We start from the raw sequence: 15538 nt of genomic DNA on the forward strand, positions 1-15538 counted from the left end.
CAAAGTCATCAGGCTACCTCACACAGGGCCGTCGGATCGATGGAAAGTGCCAGACGCTGGCCGTCGGGGTGCAGATCGGCGGCCGAACGGTTAAGCACATCCACCACCAACTCTACGCCGCGCGCTTCGACGCGATAGCGGATGACGTTGCCGAGCAGGCTGTGGCTGCGGATCTGTGCGTCGAGTTCGCCAATCAGGCTCAGTTCGATGGCTTCCGGGCGAATGGCGATGCGGTGGTTGATCGGGCGCTGCAACAGCTTCGACGCGTCGTCGGCATCGAGCAGGTTGTAATTGCCGATGAAACCGGCGGCGAACACATCGACAGGCGCGGTGTACAGGGTTTCGGCGTCGCCGCTCTGTACGATTTTTCCCTGATTCATCAGAAAAATCCGGTCAGACATGGTCAGTGCTTCTTCCTGATCGTGGGTGACGAAAATCGTGGTCAGGCCGAGTTCACGCTGGATCTGACGGATCTGTTCGCGCAGGTGCTTGCGAATCCGTGCGTCGAGGGCCGACAGCGGCTCATCCAGCAGCAACAGGCGCGGACGAGTGACCAGCGAACGGGCGAGGGCAACGCGCTGACATTGGCCACCGGAAAGCTGATGCGGATAGCGACTGGCGAAGTCGTTCAGTTCAACCAGTTTCAACACTTCGGCAACGCGTTTATGGCTGTCGTCGGCATTGACTTTTTGCATGCGCAAACCGAAGGCGACGTTCTGTTCCACGGTCATGTTGGGAAACAGCGCGTAGCTTTGGAACACCATGCCGATGCCACGTTTCTGCGGGCTCAGCGGCACGATGTCGACGCCATCGAGCAGGATCTTGCCACCATCGACCGGCGTCAGCCCGGCGATGCAACGCAGCAGGGTGGATTTGCCGCAACCGGACGGGCCGAGCAGGGTGACGAATTCGCCCTTGTTGATTTCGCAGTCGATGTCGCTGAACACCGTGGTGCCAGCGTAGTTTTTTTGGAGATGTTGGACGCTGACATAGCTCATTCGCTTTTGTCCTTGTTCAGAATGTTGGCGATCCAGGTCAGGACCAGCACGAATAGGAAGTAGGAGATGACCAGCGCACTAGTGAAGTGGCCGCTGCTGTTGCGCATGTTGTTCAGATAAACCTGCAGGGTTTCGTAGCGGGTGCCGACGAGGATGTTGGCGAAGACGAACTCACCGAACAGGAACGAGAACGACAGCAGCAGCGCCACCATCAGGCCTTTGCGCAGGTTCGGCAGCACCACCAGAATGGCTGCCTGAAAGGTGCTCGCGCCGAGCAGTTGGGCCGCGTCCATCAGGTCGCGCAGATTGATCGCTTGGAGGTTGTTGGTGATCGCCCGGTACATGAACGGCAGCGCCACGGTGAAGTAGCAACCGATCAGAATCCACGGCGTACCAACCATCGCCATCGGCCCGGAACCGTAGAGCTGCAGCAGGCCAACCGACGACACCACTGGCGGCACCGCGAAGGGCAGCAGAATCAGGATGTTCATCAGCGCATCGAGTTTTGGGAAGTGGTAATGCACCACAAATAACAGCGGCAGGATCAGCACCACCGACAGCACCAACGCGCCGACGCACACCAGCAATGACTGGCCGAAGGCGTGGAGGAAGCGTGGATCGCTCCACAACTGGATGTACCACTTAAAGGTAAAGCCGCTGGGCAGGATGGTCGCCGACCAACTGCTGGCGATTGAGTAAATCAGTGTGCCCACAAGCGGTGCCAAGAGGATGGCGAACAGCAGGTAGACCACGACGCGGTGGTAGAGGCCGGCCGGGCCGGATTCAGCGCGAGACATGGTAGCTCCTCTTCAACAGCAGTTGATGCACGACGGTCACGATGGTCATCAGCGCCACCAGCACCACGGCCAGCGCACTGGCCAGATTCGGATCGAGGGAGATATCGCCGGAGACCATCGCCGCGATGCGGATCGGCAGCACGTTGAAGTTGCCGGTGGTCAGTGCGTACACCGTAGCGTAGGCGCCGAGGGCGTTGGCCAGCAGGATCACGAACGTGCCGAGCAGGGCAGGGGTCAAGACCGGCAGACCGATGTGCCGCCAGAACTGCCAGCCGTTGGCGCCGAGCAATTCGGCGGACTCGCGCCAGTCTTCGCGCAAGGCATCGAAGGCCGGGTAGAGCAGCAGCACGCCGAGGGGAATCTGGAAAAAGGTGTAAAGGATGATCAACCCGGTTTTCGAGTACAGGTTGAAGTCCTCGATGATCCCGGCCTGCTTCAACATGATGGTGATGCTGCCGTTGAAGCCGAGCAGGATGATGAACGCGAAGGCCAGAGGCACGCCGGCAAAGTTGCTGGTCATGTTGGCGAAGGCATTCACGAAGTTGCGCAGTTTCGAGTCGACCCGGCGCAGGGAATACGCACCGAGCACGGCGATGATGATGCCGAACACACTCGACCAGAAACTGATTTCCAGGCTGTACTGGATCGCCTGTCGATAGAACTTCGAACTGAAGATCTTGCTGAAGTTTTCCAGGCCCCAACCAGACTCTTCCGATTGCAGGCTGTTGATCATCACCCAGATCAGCGGCGCGATTTCAAACACGATAAAGAACAGGGCGAAGGGCACCAGGCACAGTGCCGCCAGCCATTTGCCGCGAGTCATGGCATTCACTTGAGTAGCTCCCGGCACACAGGTTTGTCGTGAGGCACGCCGAGCAGTTCGCAGACCGTGCCGCAGATTTCCGTCTGCTTCGGTGCAGCGTCTGCGTTGAGGCTGAAGGTGTCGCCGAGGACGAACAGCGGCACCTGGCGTTCTTCCGGCAGCAGGCCGTTGTGCGAGCGGTCGTTGTTCATGCCGTGGTCAGCAGTTACCAGGACTTGATAGCCAGCGTCGAGCCAGCCTTGCAAATAGTCGGCGAGGATGATGTCGGCGAACCGTGCGCTGTTGCGGTATTGCGCAGTATCGAGGCCGTGCTTGTGGCCGGCGTCGTCGATGTTCATCGGGTGGATCAACAGGAAGTTCGGCGCGTGGCGCAGGCGCAGGTTTTCCGCGTCGGCGAACAGGTGTGAATCCGGGTAGTGATCTTGCCAGTAGAAATGGCCGTACTGGATTGGCAGTGTCGGATCGTCAGTGTGACGGTCGCGGGCGGCCACGAACGGCGAGCGGTTATACAACTCGCTGACCCAGTGATAGGCGGCAGCGGCGGTTTTCAGGCCTGCATCGCGGGCGTAGTGATAGATGCTGCGCTGATTGGAGAGGCGCGAGACGTCGTTGTGGACGATGCCGCTGTCGATCGGCGGCACGCCGGTGAGGATGCATTCGTAAAGCGGTCGGGACAGGGCGGGCAACTCGCACTCCAGCTTATAGAGTGCGGCGCGTCCTGCGCCAACGTAAGCCTGCAGATGCCCCATGGCGTGACGCGCGACTTCGTAATTGAGGCCGTCGAGCACGACAAGGATGACGTTGTGCTTCATAGGGGCAAAAACTCCGCGAAACAGGAAATTTCAATTTCAACCCGGATCCCCTGTGGGAGCGAGCCTGCTCGCGAATGCGCCAGATCATTCAACATTGATGTCGACTGACACAACGCCTTCGCGAGCAGGCTCGCTCCCACATTTGGATCTCAACAGATTACGCAGTAGGGATCAGCCGCTTTATTTCATCTCGACAATGACTTCTTCGTTCCACTTCTGCGGCAGGCCTTTGGAGGTTTTCTCCCACGCATCGGCGTCCTTGATCGGCGTGACCTTTTTGTACTGCTCGTTCGGCAGCAGTTTGGCTTTCACGTCTTCCGGCAGTTGCAGGTGCTCAGCACGGATCGGGCGGGCGTTGCCGCGAGCGAGGTTGGTCTGGCCGGCGTCGCTGAAGATGTATTCGCGGGTCAGCTTGGCGGCGTTCGGGTTCTTCGCGTATTTGTTGATGATGGTGGTGTAGCCGGAAATCACCGAACCGTCAGACGGGATCAGCACCACGTAGTCATCCGGGTTGGCCATCTTGGCCTTGTAGCTCAGGCCGTTGAAGTCCCAGACCACGCCGACTTCGATCTCGCCTTTTTCCATGGTGGCGATGGTCGGGTTGGCCATCGACAGACGACCTTGCTTGGCGATGTCTGCGAACATCAGCAGGGCTGGCTGGATGTTTTTCTCGTCGCCACCGTTTGCCAGCGCAGCGGCGAGGACACCGTTGGCGGCTTGCGCAGCGGTGCTCACGTCACCGATGGAAACCTTGTATTTGCCGCTCTTGAGGTCAGCCCATTTGGTCGGGACTTCGGAGCCGTGCAGCAGCTTCTTGTTGACGATGAAAGCGATGGTGCCGGTATAGGCAAGTGCCCAGTTGCCATCCTTGTCCTTGGCCCAGTCCGGTACTTGATCCCAGGTACTTGGTTTGTACGGTTGCACCACGCCTTGCTTGACCGCGATCGGGCCGAAGGCAGCACCGACGTCGCCGATGTCGGCGCTGGCATTATCTTTTTCCGCAGCGAACTTGGCGATTTCCTGGGCCGAGCTCATGTCGGTGTCGATGTGTTTCAGACCGTATTTTTTTGCCAGGTCTTCCCAGGTGCCTTTCCAGTTGGCCCAGTCATCGGGCATGCCGACGCTGTTGACGGCGCCTTCCGCTTTCGCAGCGGCTTCGAGGGTTTTCAGATCGGTGTCGGCCGCCATGGCGGCGGTACACATTGCAATGGTCGAGCCTAACAGTGTTGCCAGGAAAAGCTGTTTCATTCCGAAGCTCCTTGGTCGTGTTCAACGCTGCGATTGCGGTTTGTGTTGGTCTAGGTCAGCAATACCTGAGCCAATTTAAGGGGGCGGGATGACACTTTCATGTCGGTAGCCTTGCTTCAGGCCTTTTATTTGCCTGGTAATGGCGGCTGCCAGATAAGCGTAGACCATGCTCAAAGCCCCGGTGGGCAAGGGACTTGGCCGATGTATTGCAAGTCGTTAGGGCGACCGTTGAGCAGGTTTGTCATCTCTCGGTCATCTGCACTGCCTAGGCTTGCAACACTCGTTAACGGCTTGCAGGTCGTTCGGTTTTTGCCCTGAAACAGTGCTGGTCTAGTCCAGATAGGTAACGTTGATGCGCGATGAGGCAACAAAAGCGGTGACAGCGATTGGCCAGGTGTTGCAGGAGCAACTTGACCACGGGCTATTGGCGCCCGGCAGCAAATTGCCGGCCGAGCGCAAGCTCAGTGAGTTGTTTGGCACGACGCGGATTACTGTGCGTGAGGCGTTGTTGCAGTTGGAGGCGCAGGGGCAGATTTATCGTGAGGAGCGGCGGGGCTGGTTCGTTTCGCCACCGCGTCTGGCGTACAACTTGATGCAGCGCAGTCACTTTCACGCGATGGTCAGTGCGCAGGGACGGGTGCCTTCGACCGAGGTGATTTCGGCGCGGTTGTTACCGGCGTCGGCGGCGGTGTGTGCCTGGCTGCAGCTGCCCGCGCTCTCCAGCGTGATTCAGATTTGTCGGTCGCGGCGGATTGACGGGCGGTTGGTGCTTTATGTTGAGCACTATTTGAATCCGCAGTTTTTTCCGGGGATTTTAGAGTTTGATTTGAATCAGTCGATGACTGAGTTGTATGCGCGGCATTACGATTTGCACTATGGGCGGGTGCGGTTTGAGATTGTGCCTACGTCGTTGTCGGTGGATGCGGCGGCGGCTTTGCGGGTGTCGGTGGGGAGTCCGGGGTTGCGGATTGCTCGGGTCAATTATGATCAGCATGAGCGGTTGATTGATTGTGATCTGGAGTTTTGGCGGCATGATGCGATTCATGTATCGGTTGATGTGGTTTGATCGTTTTGGGGGCATATCCGTTACTTCGGGTGTTGCTGATTAGGGTTCCGCCCTTATGGCGGGTCACTTTTTCCAGACGCCGAAAAAGTAACCAAAAAGGCTTGCTCCTACGTGCGGCCCGCTCGCTAAAGCTCGGGGTTCCTTCGCTCCAGGATCGATCCGGGCGCAGCGCCTGCGGTTTGCTTCGCTGCACCTCCTCTCGCTGTGTTTGGCTGCGCCAAACGGTCGCTGCGCTCCCACGCCTGGATCAATCCCTCCACTCAGCCTTCCGACGTCGCCCGTGGATCAAGATCAAAAGCGGTAATCGAGCTTGCGCTCATTGTGTTGAGTGGGGCGGCATGCGCCGCGAGCGGGGTGTACTCATTTTCTTGTGGGAGCTGGCTTGCCAGCGAAGGCGGCCTGACAGCCGACCTGTTTCCTGCGGTTGTACTCGATCCAATTGTAGGAGTTAGCCTGCTCGCGAAGGCGCCCTTCCGACCGGCTCGTCTCTGGCAGGCTGCACACGGTCCAAATGTGGGAGCGAGCCTGCTCGCGAGGGCGCCCCCACAGTCACTCCATCTCTATTTTGCTGCCCCGGCATTGGCATACAAATAATCCGTCGCCAACGATGCCAATGTCCTCACTCCAACCACCAGCGCCGACTCATCCACAAAGAACTCCGGATTGTGATTCGGCGCAGCCTTGCTCATGTCTTGGTCTCGCGGAGTCACGCCGAGAAAAACAAACAGCCCCGGCACGTCCTTGGCAAAGAACGAAAAGTCTTCCGCGCCACCCACCAGCGGTGCATTCACCACGTCATCCTTGGCCGCCCACTTCAGCGTCGGCAACATCTTTTCTGTCAGCGCCGGGTTGTTAATCGTCGGGTCGTATTTTTCGATGATGGTCACGTCGGCTTTCGCGCCGCCGCTTTCGGCGATTTTTTCGACGGTCTGGCGCACGTCCGCATGCAGTTTCTGGCGGATGCCGTAGTCGTAGGAGCGGATGGTGCCGGTCATGTCGACGGATTCGGGAATGATGTTGTAACGGGTGCCGCCGTTGATGGTGCCGATGCTGACGACAGACGGGAAAGACGAAATATCGGTGCGGCGGCTGACCACGGTTTGCAGGCCGACGATGGTTTGGGCGCCGACGGTGATCGGGTCGATGCCGTCCCACGGACGGCCAGCGTGGGTTTGTTTGCCGAGGATTTTGATGCGCAGGTCGTCGGAGCTGGCGAGGGTGGCGCCTGGGCGGTAGGCGATCTGGCCGGCAGGGACGCCGGCCCAGACGTGAAGGCCGAAGACGGCGTCGGGTTTGGGGGCTTTCATCACGCCTTCTTCGACCATCATTTTCGCGCCCCAGGTGTTTTTGCCGTCGGGGATGAAGTCGCTCGGGCCTTCCTCGGCGGGCTGGAAGTAGAACACCACGGTGCCGGGCAGGGTGTCGCGCATGCCGGTGAGGATTTTCGCCGTGCTGAGCAAGATCGCAGTGTGGGCGTCATGGCCGCAGGCGTGCATGACGTCGACTTCTTTGTCGAGGTAGGTGCCTTTGGCTTTCGAGGCGAACGGCAGGTCGGCGACTTCCTTGACCGGCAGTGCGTCCATGTCGGCGCGCAACGCAACGGTCGGGCCGGGAAGGGCGCCTTTGAGGACGGCGACGACGCCAGTGCGGGCGACGCCGGTTTTGACTTCCAGGCCCATGGCTTGCAGTTGTTTGGCGACCAGTTCCGACGTGCGTTTTTCCGTGTTGCCGAGTTCTGGGTGGGCGTGGATGTCGCGGCGGGTTTCCAGCAGTTCGGGTTCAAGCTGTTTGGCTTGTACGGCGATTTGTTCGCGGGTGCTGTCCAGCGTGGCAGCGCCCGCGTGACCAGCGAGCAGGGTGATGAAAACGGCCTGGGCAATGCGTGTCAGCTGCATCGGGTTTCTCCTTGTTTATTGTTCTTGGCTTCCCTGCCTGTGACCCGCACGTCGTGCCTAAGTGCTATTCCTTCGGCTGACCACCGCCGGCAGTGATCACTTGCACGCTCATGCGCGGTGTCGCCAGATCCAGCCCGGCTTCGTCCAAGTGACGTTTGAGCGACAGGTTGAAGGCTCGGGAAACTTCCCACTGTTTGATCGGCGCGGTCTTGAAGCGCGCACGCAGAATCGCGCTGCCGGACTCGAAACTCTCTACACCCTGAATCTCCAGCGGCGACCAGATGTTGCGGCGTTGCAACGGATCAGTGCGCATTTTCTGGCCGACGTCGCGCATCAGTTTGATCGCGTCGTCGATTTCCATGTTGTACGGCACCGCCACGCGGAAGATCGCGTAGCCGAATTCCCGCGAGTAGTTCTTGATGCTTTTGATTTCGCTGAACGGGATGGTGTGGACGATACCGTCGATGTCACGTAGACGAACCGTACGGATGGTCAGGCCTTCGACGGTGCCGAGGTGGCCGCCGACGTCGACGTAATCGTCGATGGCCAGCGAGTCCTCAATGATGATGAACAGGCCGGTGATCAAGTCCGCCACTAGCGACTGTGCACCGAAACCGATGGCCAGACCGATCACACCGGCACCGGCCAGCAGTGGTGTGACGTTCATGCCCATGTTCGCCAGGGCGACGATCAGCGCGATGATGAAAATCGCCACGAACAGCACGTTGCGGATCAGCGGCATCATGGTTTGCGCCCGCGCATTGGCCAGGCCTTTGCGCGAGCGGGTGAGGGCGTGGTGCACGGCGGTGTCGGCGAGGATCCAGATCAGCCAGGAGAAAACCAGTGTGCCGATCAGGCTGAAGAGTTTGACGCTGATGTCATGGCCTTCGCCTTCGGCAAAACCGATCAGCGACTGGCCCCACACGCGCAGGCCGAGTTCGATGAAAACCAGCCAGACGAGCAAATGCGCGAGGGTATAGAAGAAGTTTTTCAGGCGCTCGGAATAGAGCGCGTGGCGTTTTGGTCCGCGTTGCGGTTTCAGCGAGTGCCTGCGCACGAGGCCGTTGATCACCATGCACAACACCAACAGTACGGTGCAGATCAGCGACTGACGCAGCGCGGTGCTGGTGTCGCCGGCTGAGACGAAGGTGGCGAACAGCGAGATGCCGACCAGCACCAGCGCTGGTACGTACCAGAAGGTGCCGAGGATTTCGATGGTGTCGCTGAGGGCGCGGCGGGTCAGGCGTCGGGACAACGGCTGGTTGCGGATCAGGTGGGCAATCGGTCGGCGGAAACGCAGGATGAACAGCCCGGTCGACAGCGCGGCGAGAACATTGGCGATGGTCGCGGCGGTGTGCGCCAGATGCACACCGAGGCTCTCGATCAGGCGCGGGTCGTTCAGCGCCTCCCCGAAGGCGGCGAAGCTGCCGATTAGCCACAACGGCCGAAACGCCTGATGGCGCAGGATGTACAACGCGCGATGGCGGTGTGGGCCGTCGAGCAGGGAAAAAGCGATCACGCAGATCGCCGAGAAGCAGGTGCCGACCACCAGCGCATAGGCCAGCACCATCGCCAGGCTTTTGCCCAGAGACGATGGCAGCGCATAACTCATGTAGACGGTGATCACCAACGCGATCAACCACGGCCCGAGCTTGCGCAATGCGAAGCGCAGCATGTCGACGGCCCTGGGGTGTTGCGGCAGTTCTTCAGTGAGTCCGAAACGCATGCGCACCCGGTGACTGACCCAGATCAGCGCGGCGGCAAGCAGGCTCCAGACCATCAGGATCATGGCGAAGCCGAAAATGATCGGCAGCCATTCACTGGCGGGCAGCATCAGCGCTTTCAGCTCATCCTTGGCCAGATTGAATTCGTTGGACCAGCGAGTGACCGGGCTGTCAGCACCGGAAAACTGCTTCTCGAAATTGGCCAGGGTGCCGCCAATCAACCCGAGTACGCCTTCTTCGGGAGAGGCCTGGGCTTTTTTCGTGGCATCGCGCAGTTTTTTCAGATCGGTCAGCAACTGTGCACGTTGCTTGTCGTTTTCCAGCGACTTGATGACTTCGTCGAGGGATTGCCCCAGCGGTTCCTGGGCTTCTGGCTGGGTCTTGGTGGTGTTGAGCAGGCCCGGTAGACCAACCGCGTGGGCGGGCGCCATGGGCAGCAGCGTCATCAGGCAGATGAGGAACAGGCAGGGCAGAGCAAAAAGACGAGCAAACACTAGGCGGTCAACCTCGCAAGGGGCGGATTCGCTGGAGTGTACGAGGCCGCATTAATCAATGCGAGCCGGGCGCGGATTTATTCGTTGAGTTTGGCGAGGATCTTGTAGACCACGGTGGCGAGGATCGTCAGCATGCCGATCCACATGGCGAACACACCGGCGTTCTTGTCGCGGAAGTTGAAGCCGACGGCCAGCAGGATCATTCCGCTCAGGATGGGAATGAGCATGGCGTGGAAGGATGACATCGAGATCATGGTGACGGCCTTGTCGGAAGGGAGGATTTGAGTCTAGGTCGGTTTTACGTCCGGAGTGTTGATCTATGTAGGAGCTGCCGCAGGCTGCGATCTTTTGATTGTAAAAAACAAAATCAAAAGATCGCAGCCTTCGGCAGCTCCTACAGGGTTTGCGATTGCCTCGAAAAAAATGCTCGTTCAGGGATTACGGCAATTCGCGGCAGGCGTAGAACGCGCTCAGCACTTTGACCAAGTGCGCCAGGTCGTGGCTGCCGCACAGTTCGCGGATCGAGTGCATGGCAAAGGTTGGCAGGCCGATATCGACGGTACGCACGCCCAGGTGGCTGGCGGTGATCGGGCCGATGGTCGAGCCGCAGCCCATGTCGCTGCGCACCACGAAGCTTTGTACCGGCACTTCTTCGGCCATGCACAGGTGACGGAAGAACCCGGCGGTTTCGCTGTTGGTGGCGTAGCGCTGGTTGCTGTTGACCTTGATCACCGGGCCGGCGTTGAGTTTCGGGCCGTGGTTGGCGTCGTGCTTCTCGGCGTAGTTGGGGTGTACGCCGTGGGCGTTGTCGGCCGAGACCAACAGGGATTTCTGGATGGTACGAACAAACTCGTCACCTTCCGGCAACAAGCGACGCAGGGTCTGTTCGAGCATCGGGCCATCGGCACCGCAGGCCGAGCAGGAGCCGACTTCTTCGTGGTCGTTGGCGACCAACACGCAGGTTTCCTCGGTCTCGGCAGTGAGCAGGGCTTGCAGGCCGGCGTAGCACGACAGCAGGTTGTCGAGGCGCGCGCCGGCAATGAAGTCGCCGTTCAGGCCAATCACCGCAGCACTTTGCGTGTCGTAGAAACTCAGCTCGTAATCCAGCACCACGTCGGCATTGAGGCCGTGTTCGCGGGCCAGTTGATCGGTGAGTACGGCTCGGAAGTCGACACGCTCGTCACCGGCAAACTGCGCGAGGATCGGCGGCAATTCGGTCTGGGCATTGATCGCCCAGCCTTGGTTGGCTTCGCGATTGAGGTGAATGGCCAGGTTGGGAATGATCGCGATCGGCGCCTTGAAGTCGATCAACTGGCTCTCGACCTTGCCGTCACGGCGGAAGGTCACGCGGCCGGCCAGCGACAGATCGCGGTCGAACCACGGCGCCAGCAGCGCGCCGCCGTAGACTTCGACGCCCAATTGCCAGAAGCCCTGTCGTTGCAGCTCCGGTTGCGGCTTGACCCGCAGGCATGGGCTGTCGGTGTGCGCGCCCACCAGGCGAATACCGCCGTGCAGCGGCGAGTGACGGCCCATTTTGACCGCGACGATCGAGGAGTCGTTACGGGTAACGTAGTAGCGGCCGTTGGCCTCAGTGGTCCATGGCTCGCGCTCGTCGAGGCGCACAAAACCGGCGGCCTCCAGACGTTGAACAAGGCTGGCGGTGGCGTGGAACGGGGTAGGGGAGGCCTTGAGGAAGTCGATCAGGCCTTGGTTCAACTCTTCGCGCATAAGAAGCTCCAGACAGCAGTGGGCGGGAGTTTAACGCATCGGCCGGGGAATTGAATCTGCACCGGATCCCTGTAGGAGCTGCCGAAGGCTCGGGCCGCGATCGGACGATCTTTTGATCTTGTTTTTGATTTACGAAACACCAGATCAAAAGTTCGCAGCCTTCGGCAGCGCCTACAGGGGTTCGGCGGTGCTTGTCAGAACGGGGCCGGGCACTCGAAGCGCAGGCGCTCGCCGGTTTGCGGATGGGTGAAGCTGAGCATGCTCGCGTGCAGGCACAGGCGTGGCCAAGCGGCCAGGGCTTGCTCGTGGGCGTAGAGCCCGTCACCGAGCAGCGGATGCCCGATGGACAGCATGTGCACGCGCAACTGGTGCGAGCGACCGGTAATCGGCGTCAGCTCGACGCGGCACCAGTCGCCGCAACGTTCCAGCACGCGCCAGAAGGTCAGCGCATGCTTGCCGAATTCGTGGTCGACCACGTGGCGCGGCTTGGTTGGCGGATCGTAGCGCAACGGCAGGTCGATGCTGCCGCTGTCCAGTTCCGGCTGACCCCAGGCCAATGCGGTGTAGGCCTTTTCGGTTTCGCGGTCGTGAAACTGGCGCGACAGTTCGCGGTGAGTGTCGGCGTCACGGGCGAGCAGAATGATACCGGAGGTTTCCCAGTCCAGACGGTGGACGATGCGCGCCTCCGGGTAGCCGTTTTCCTGCAGGCGGGTAATCAGGCAGTCCTTGTTGTCGTCGGCGCGACCGGGCACCGAGAGCAGCAGGGTCGGTTTGTCGACCACCAGTACGGCGGCGTCCTGATGGATGATGCGGATGTTGGACAACGGCATTAAAACAGCCTCGTAACAAATGCCAACGGCGGCTCAAAGCCATTCCGGGGTCGGAATGGCCCTGAGCCGCCGCAGCGACTACCGGATCGACTTAACGATCAGGCAGGGTGATGTTGAGTTCCAGAATCGAGCAACTGCCCTGGCTTTCCAGTGCAACATGTACGTCGTCGTTACCGATGTTGACGTACTTGCGGATCACGTCGACCAGTTCCTTTTGCAAGGCTGGCAAGTAATCCGGCGTGCTGCGCTGGCCGCGCTCATGCGCCACGATGATCTGTAGACGCTCTTTCGCTACCGAGGCGGTACTTGGCTTTTTGTTGGCACGAAAGAAGTCAAAAAGGTTCATTACCTACCTCCAAACAGGCGCTCGAAGAATCCCTTCTTCTCGACATCGAGGAAACGGTGGGCTTTTTCTTTGCCCAGCAAGCGGTCGACGGTATCGCTATATGCCTGACCGGCATCGCTCTGGTCGTCGAGAATCACCGGCACGCCCTGGTTGGATGCCTTGAGCACCGCCTGGGATTCCGGGATCACGCCGAGCAGCGTTACCGAGAGGATTTCCTTGACGTCTTCAACGCCAAGCATTTCGCCCTTTTCAACACGCTCCGGGTGGTAGCGGGTGATCAGCAGGTGTTCCTTGATCGGGTCTTCGCCACGTTCGGCGCGACGCGATTTGCTCGCCAGCAGGCCGAGCATGCGGTCCGAATCTCGTACCGAGGACACTTCCGGGTTGGTCACGACGATCGCTTCGTCAGCGAAGTACATGGCCAGGTGCGCACCTTTCTCGATGCCCGCCGGGGAGTCGCAGACCACGAACTCGAATTGTTCCTTGAGCTCCATCAGGACTTTTTCCACGCCTTCGACAGTCAGCGCGTCTTTGTCGCGGGTCTGACTGGCGGCCAGTACGTAGAGGTTTTCCAGACGCTTGTCTTTGATCAGAGCCTGTTGCAGATTGGCTTCGCCGTTGACCACGTTGACGAAGTCATACACTACGCGGCGCTCGCAACCCATGATCAGGTCAAGGTTACGCAAGCCCACGTCGAAGTCGACGATCACTGTTTTGTGGCCGCGCAGAGCGAGGCCGGTACCGATAGCGGCGCTGGTGGTGGTCTTACCCACACCACCCTTGCCGGATGTAACCACGAGAATCTTGGCCAAGGTGTTTCACCCCTAAGGAAGAAGGACTTTTTAGCCCCTGAAAAACATCTCTTGAAAACTACTGCAGTCGGACAGCCTTGGCTGGAATTCGGCTTTTGGCCTTTTTCCTACTTCGTTTGAGCCGTTTTCGCTACGTTTTAGAGATGCTTGGAAAATGCGGCAGTATCCGTTAAAGCCGAATGATGTTCAACACGTCGCCCGATAGGCTGACCTGTACGCCCGAGCCCCACATCGGATCGCGACGCAAGTCTTCGGAAACCTTGTAGTGGCCTGCGATGGAGATCAGTTCAGCGCTCAATTGCTGACAGAAAATCCGCGCCTTGGTGTCGCCCTTGACCCCGGCCAGCGCACGACCGCGCATCGGGCCGTATACATGGATGTTGCCATCGGCAAGAAGTTCCGCCCCCGGACTGACCGAGGACACCACGACCAGATCGCCACCCTGGGCGTATATCTGTTGGCCACCACGCACTGGCGTAGTGATGACACGGGTCGGTTTGATGGTCGGCTCAGGCGGCTTTTCCGGCTTCTTTTTGACTTCGGCTTCCGGTGTTTCCAGCGGCCGCTCACGGGCGCCGGATGGCGGCAGCACCGGAATGTCGATGGCGATGGCGGCGGCGATGTCTTCGATACGGCTGGCCCGAATCGCCAGGGTGCGCAGGCCATGCTGACGGCACACGCGCATCAGGCCCGGAAGGTCGACTGCGCCTTCGCTCGGCGGCAGTTTGTCCAGCGCCAGGACCAGCGGCGCGTTGCTGAAGAAGTTCGGCGCCTGGGCAACTTTGGCGGCCAATTGCCGATCGAGGCTTTCGAGGTCGTTACGGGCCAGTTCCAGCACAGTAATGGCCAGCATGCTGCCCTTGAGCTGGAATACGGGATCTTGGTCTAACGGGTCGGTTTGGCTCATGTCGGCATACAACGGCTTGTCACTAAAAGTGCCGAGACTTATAACGAGAACGCCCGCGAGCCGCAAGCCGGGTCGAACGATGTAGAATGCGCGGCCACTGTATTTACGGAAGCTTTAATGGATCGCCCGCGTTTTCGAAAAGCATTTCTTGCTCCACGCTTCTGGCCGCTCTGGTGCGGGCTGGGGCTTTTGTGGCTGATCGTGCAATTGCCGTATCCGGCGTTGCTGACCATCGGTCGATTTTTGGGCGCCTTGATGTATCGCGTGGCCGGCGACCGGCGGCGCATCGCCAAGCGCAATCTTGAGCTGTGCTTCCCGGAAAAATCCGCCGCCGAGCGCAAACGCCTGCTCAAGGCAAACTTCGCCTCCACCGGCATCGCCTTTTTCGAAATGGCGATGAGCTGGTGGTGGTCCCGCGAGCGTCTGGCGAAACTGGCCCACGTCGAAGGTCTGGAGCATCTGCAAAAGGCCCAGCGCGAAGGCAAAGGCGTGATCCTCATGGCCGCGCATTTCACCACGCTGGAAATCGGTGCGGCACTGCTCGGTCAGCAACACACCATCGACGGCATGTACCGCGAACACAAAAACCCGTTGTTCGACTTTGTCCAGCGCCGTGGTCGGGAGCGACACAACCTCGATTCGCTGGCGGTAGAGCGCGATGACGTGCGTGGCATGCTCAAGCTGCTGCGTTCGGGCCGGGCGATCTGGTATGCACCGGATCAGGACTACGGCGCCAAGCAAAGCATCTTCGTGCCGCTGTTCGGCATTCAGGCCGCGACCGTGACCGCGACCACAAAATTTGCCCGGTTGGGTAAAGCGCTGGTGGTGCCGTTCACTCAGGAACGTCTGGCCGATGGCAGCGGTTATCGCCTGACCATCCATCCGCCGCTGGAAGACTTCCCTGGCGAGACCGAAGAGGCCGACTGCATCCGCATCAATCAGTGGGTCGAGAGCGCATTGCGTGCTTGCCCCGAGCAATACCTGTGGGCGCATCGCCGCTTCAAGAGCCGTCCACCAGGCGAGCCGAAGCTGTACGCCAAACGCGGTTGAACCAATCC

Annotated in this window: 15 protein-coding genes; 2 read left to right on the top strand and 13 right to left on the bottom strand. The window is 59.8% G+C overall.

Annotation, left to right across the window (positions count from 1 at the left end):
• Positions 1 to 8: 8 nt before the first annotated feature.
• The 5 genes from PSH79_RS08640 to PSH79_RS08660 all read right to left on the bottom strand — a co-directional run bounded on the left by PSH79_RS08640 (position 9) and on the right by PSH79_RS08660 (position 4678).
• Positions 9 to 998 carry an ABC transporter ATP-binding protein gene (locus tag PSH79_RS08640; RefSeq protein WP_305442173.1) on the bottom strand — a complete coding sequence of 330 codons (990 nt, stop codon included), beginning with the start codon at positions 996 to 998 and terminating at the stop codon, positions 9 to 11.
• Positions 995 to 1795: an ABC transporter permease gene (locus tag PSH79_RS08645; RefSeq protein ID WP_305442174.1), complete on the bottom strand. Its 801-nt coding sequence runs from the start codon at positions 1793 to 1795 to the stop codon at positions 995 to 997. The genes PSH79_RS08640 and PSH79_RS08645 overlap by 4 nt, the downstream gene beginning before the upstream one ends.
• Positions 1782 to 2618 carry an ABC transporter permease subunit gene (locus PSH79_RS08650; protein WP_305443896.1) on the bottom strand — a complete coding sequence of 279 codons (837 nt, stop codon included), beginning with the start codon at positions 2616 to 2618 and terminating at the stop codon, positions 1782 to 1784. The genes PSH79_RS08645 and PSH79_RS08650 overlap by 14 nt, the downstream gene beginning before the upstream one ends.
• Positions 2619 to 2623: 5 nt before the next feature.
• Entirely contained in the window at positions 2624 to 3430 is an 807-nt protein-coding gene (locus tag PSH79_RS08655; RefSeq protein ID WP_305442176.1) for an alkaline phosphatase family protein, read from the bottom strand.
• 180 nt (positions 3431 to 3610) lie between these two features.
• The gene (locus PSH79_RS08660) at positions 3611 to 4678 is read right to left on the bottom strand and encodes an ABC transporter substrate-binding protein (RefSeq protein ID WP_305442178.1); all 1068 of its coding nucleotides are present in this window, start codon (positions 4676 to 4678) and stop codon (positions 3611 to 3613) included.
• Between the two features lie 352 nt (positions 4679 to 5030).
• Here PSH79_RS08660 and PSH79_RS08665 point away from each other — a divergent pair, with 352 nt between their 5' ends.
• A complete protein-coding gene (locus PSH79_RS08665) occupies positions 5031 to 5744 on the top strand; it encodes a UTRA domain-containing protein (protein ID WP_305442179.1) in 714 nt (237 codons plus the stop codon).
• Between the two features lie 560 nt (positions 5745 to 6304).
• Here the strand turns inward: PSH79_RS08665 and PSH79_RS08670 are convergent.
• The 8 genes from PSH79_RS08670 to minC all read right to left on the bottom strand — a co-directional run bounded on the left by PSH79_RS08670 (position 6305) and on the right by minC (position 14480).
• On the bottom strand, positions 6305 to 7639 hold the full coding sequence (locus tag PSH79_RS08670) for an amidohydrolase (protein WP_305442180.1): 1335 nt from the start codon (positions 7637 to 7639) through the stop codon (positions 6305 to 6307).
• A gap of 64 nt (positions 7640 to 7703) precedes the next feature.
• Positions 7704 to 9857, bottom strand: coding sequence for a mechanosensitive ion channel domain-containing protein (locus PSH79_RS08675; RefSeq protein WP_305442181.1), 2154 nt, complete (start codon positions 9855 to 9857; stop codon positions 7704 to 7706).
• A gap of 77 nt (positions 9858 to 9934) precedes the next feature.
• On the bottom strand, positions 9935 to 10111 hold the full coding sequence (locus PSH79_RS08680; protein WP_305442182.1) for a hypothetical protein: 177 nt from the start codon (positions 10109 to 10111) through the stop codon (positions 9935 to 9937).
• Positions 10112 to 10295: 184 nt separating this feature from the next.
• Positions 10296 to 11585, bottom strand: coding sequence for a M18 family aminopeptidase (locus tag PSH79_RS08685; protein WP_305442183.1), 1290 nt, complete (start codon positions 11583 to 11585; stop codon positions 10296 to 10298).
• A gap of 194 nt (positions 11586 to 11779) precedes the next feature.
• Positions 11780 to 12415: an RluA family pseudouridine synthase gene (locus tag PSH79_RS08690; RefSeq protein WP_007960625.1), complete on the bottom strand. Its 636-nt coding sequence runs from the start codon at positions 12413 to 12415 to the stop codon at positions 11780 to 11782.
• A 91-nt stretch (positions 12416 to 12506) separates the two neighbouring features.
• A complete protein-coding gene (minE, locus tag PSH79_RS08695) occupies positions 12507 to 12761 on the bottom strand; it encodes a cell division topological specificity factor MinE (protein ID WP_003223146.1) in 255 nt (84 codons plus the stop codon).
• Positions 12761 to 13573, bottom strand: coding sequence for a septum site-determining protein MinD (gene minD / locus PSH79_RS08700; protein ID WP_007913953.1), 813 nt, complete (start codon positions 13571 to 13573; stop codon positions 12761 to 12763). The genes minE and minD overlap by 1 nt, the downstream gene beginning before the upstream one ends.
• A 169-nt stretch (positions 13574 to 13742) precedes the next feature.
• Positions 13743 to 14480, bottom strand: a complete 738-nt coding sequence (minC, locus tag PSH79_RS08705) for a septum site-determining protein MinC (RefSeq protein WP_305442186.1) — start codon at positions 14478 to 14480, stop codon at positions 13743 to 13745.
• 117 nt (positions 14481 to 14597) lie between these two features.
• Here minC and PSH79_RS08710 point away from each other — a divergent pair, with 117 nt between their 5' ends.
• On the top strand, positions 14598 to 15530 hold the full coding sequence (locus tag PSH79_RS08710) for a lipid A biosynthesis lauroyl acyltransferase (RefSeq protein WP_187680057.1): 933 nt from the start codon (positions 14598 to 14600) through the stop codon (positions 15528 to 15530).
• Positions 15531 to 15538: the final 8 nt, after the last annotated feature.

Source organism: Pseudomonas sp. FP2196, from assembly GCF_030687715.1.
Lineage (GTDB): Bacteria > Pseudomonadota > Gammaproteobacteria > Pseudomonadales > Pseudomonadaceae > Aquipseudomonas.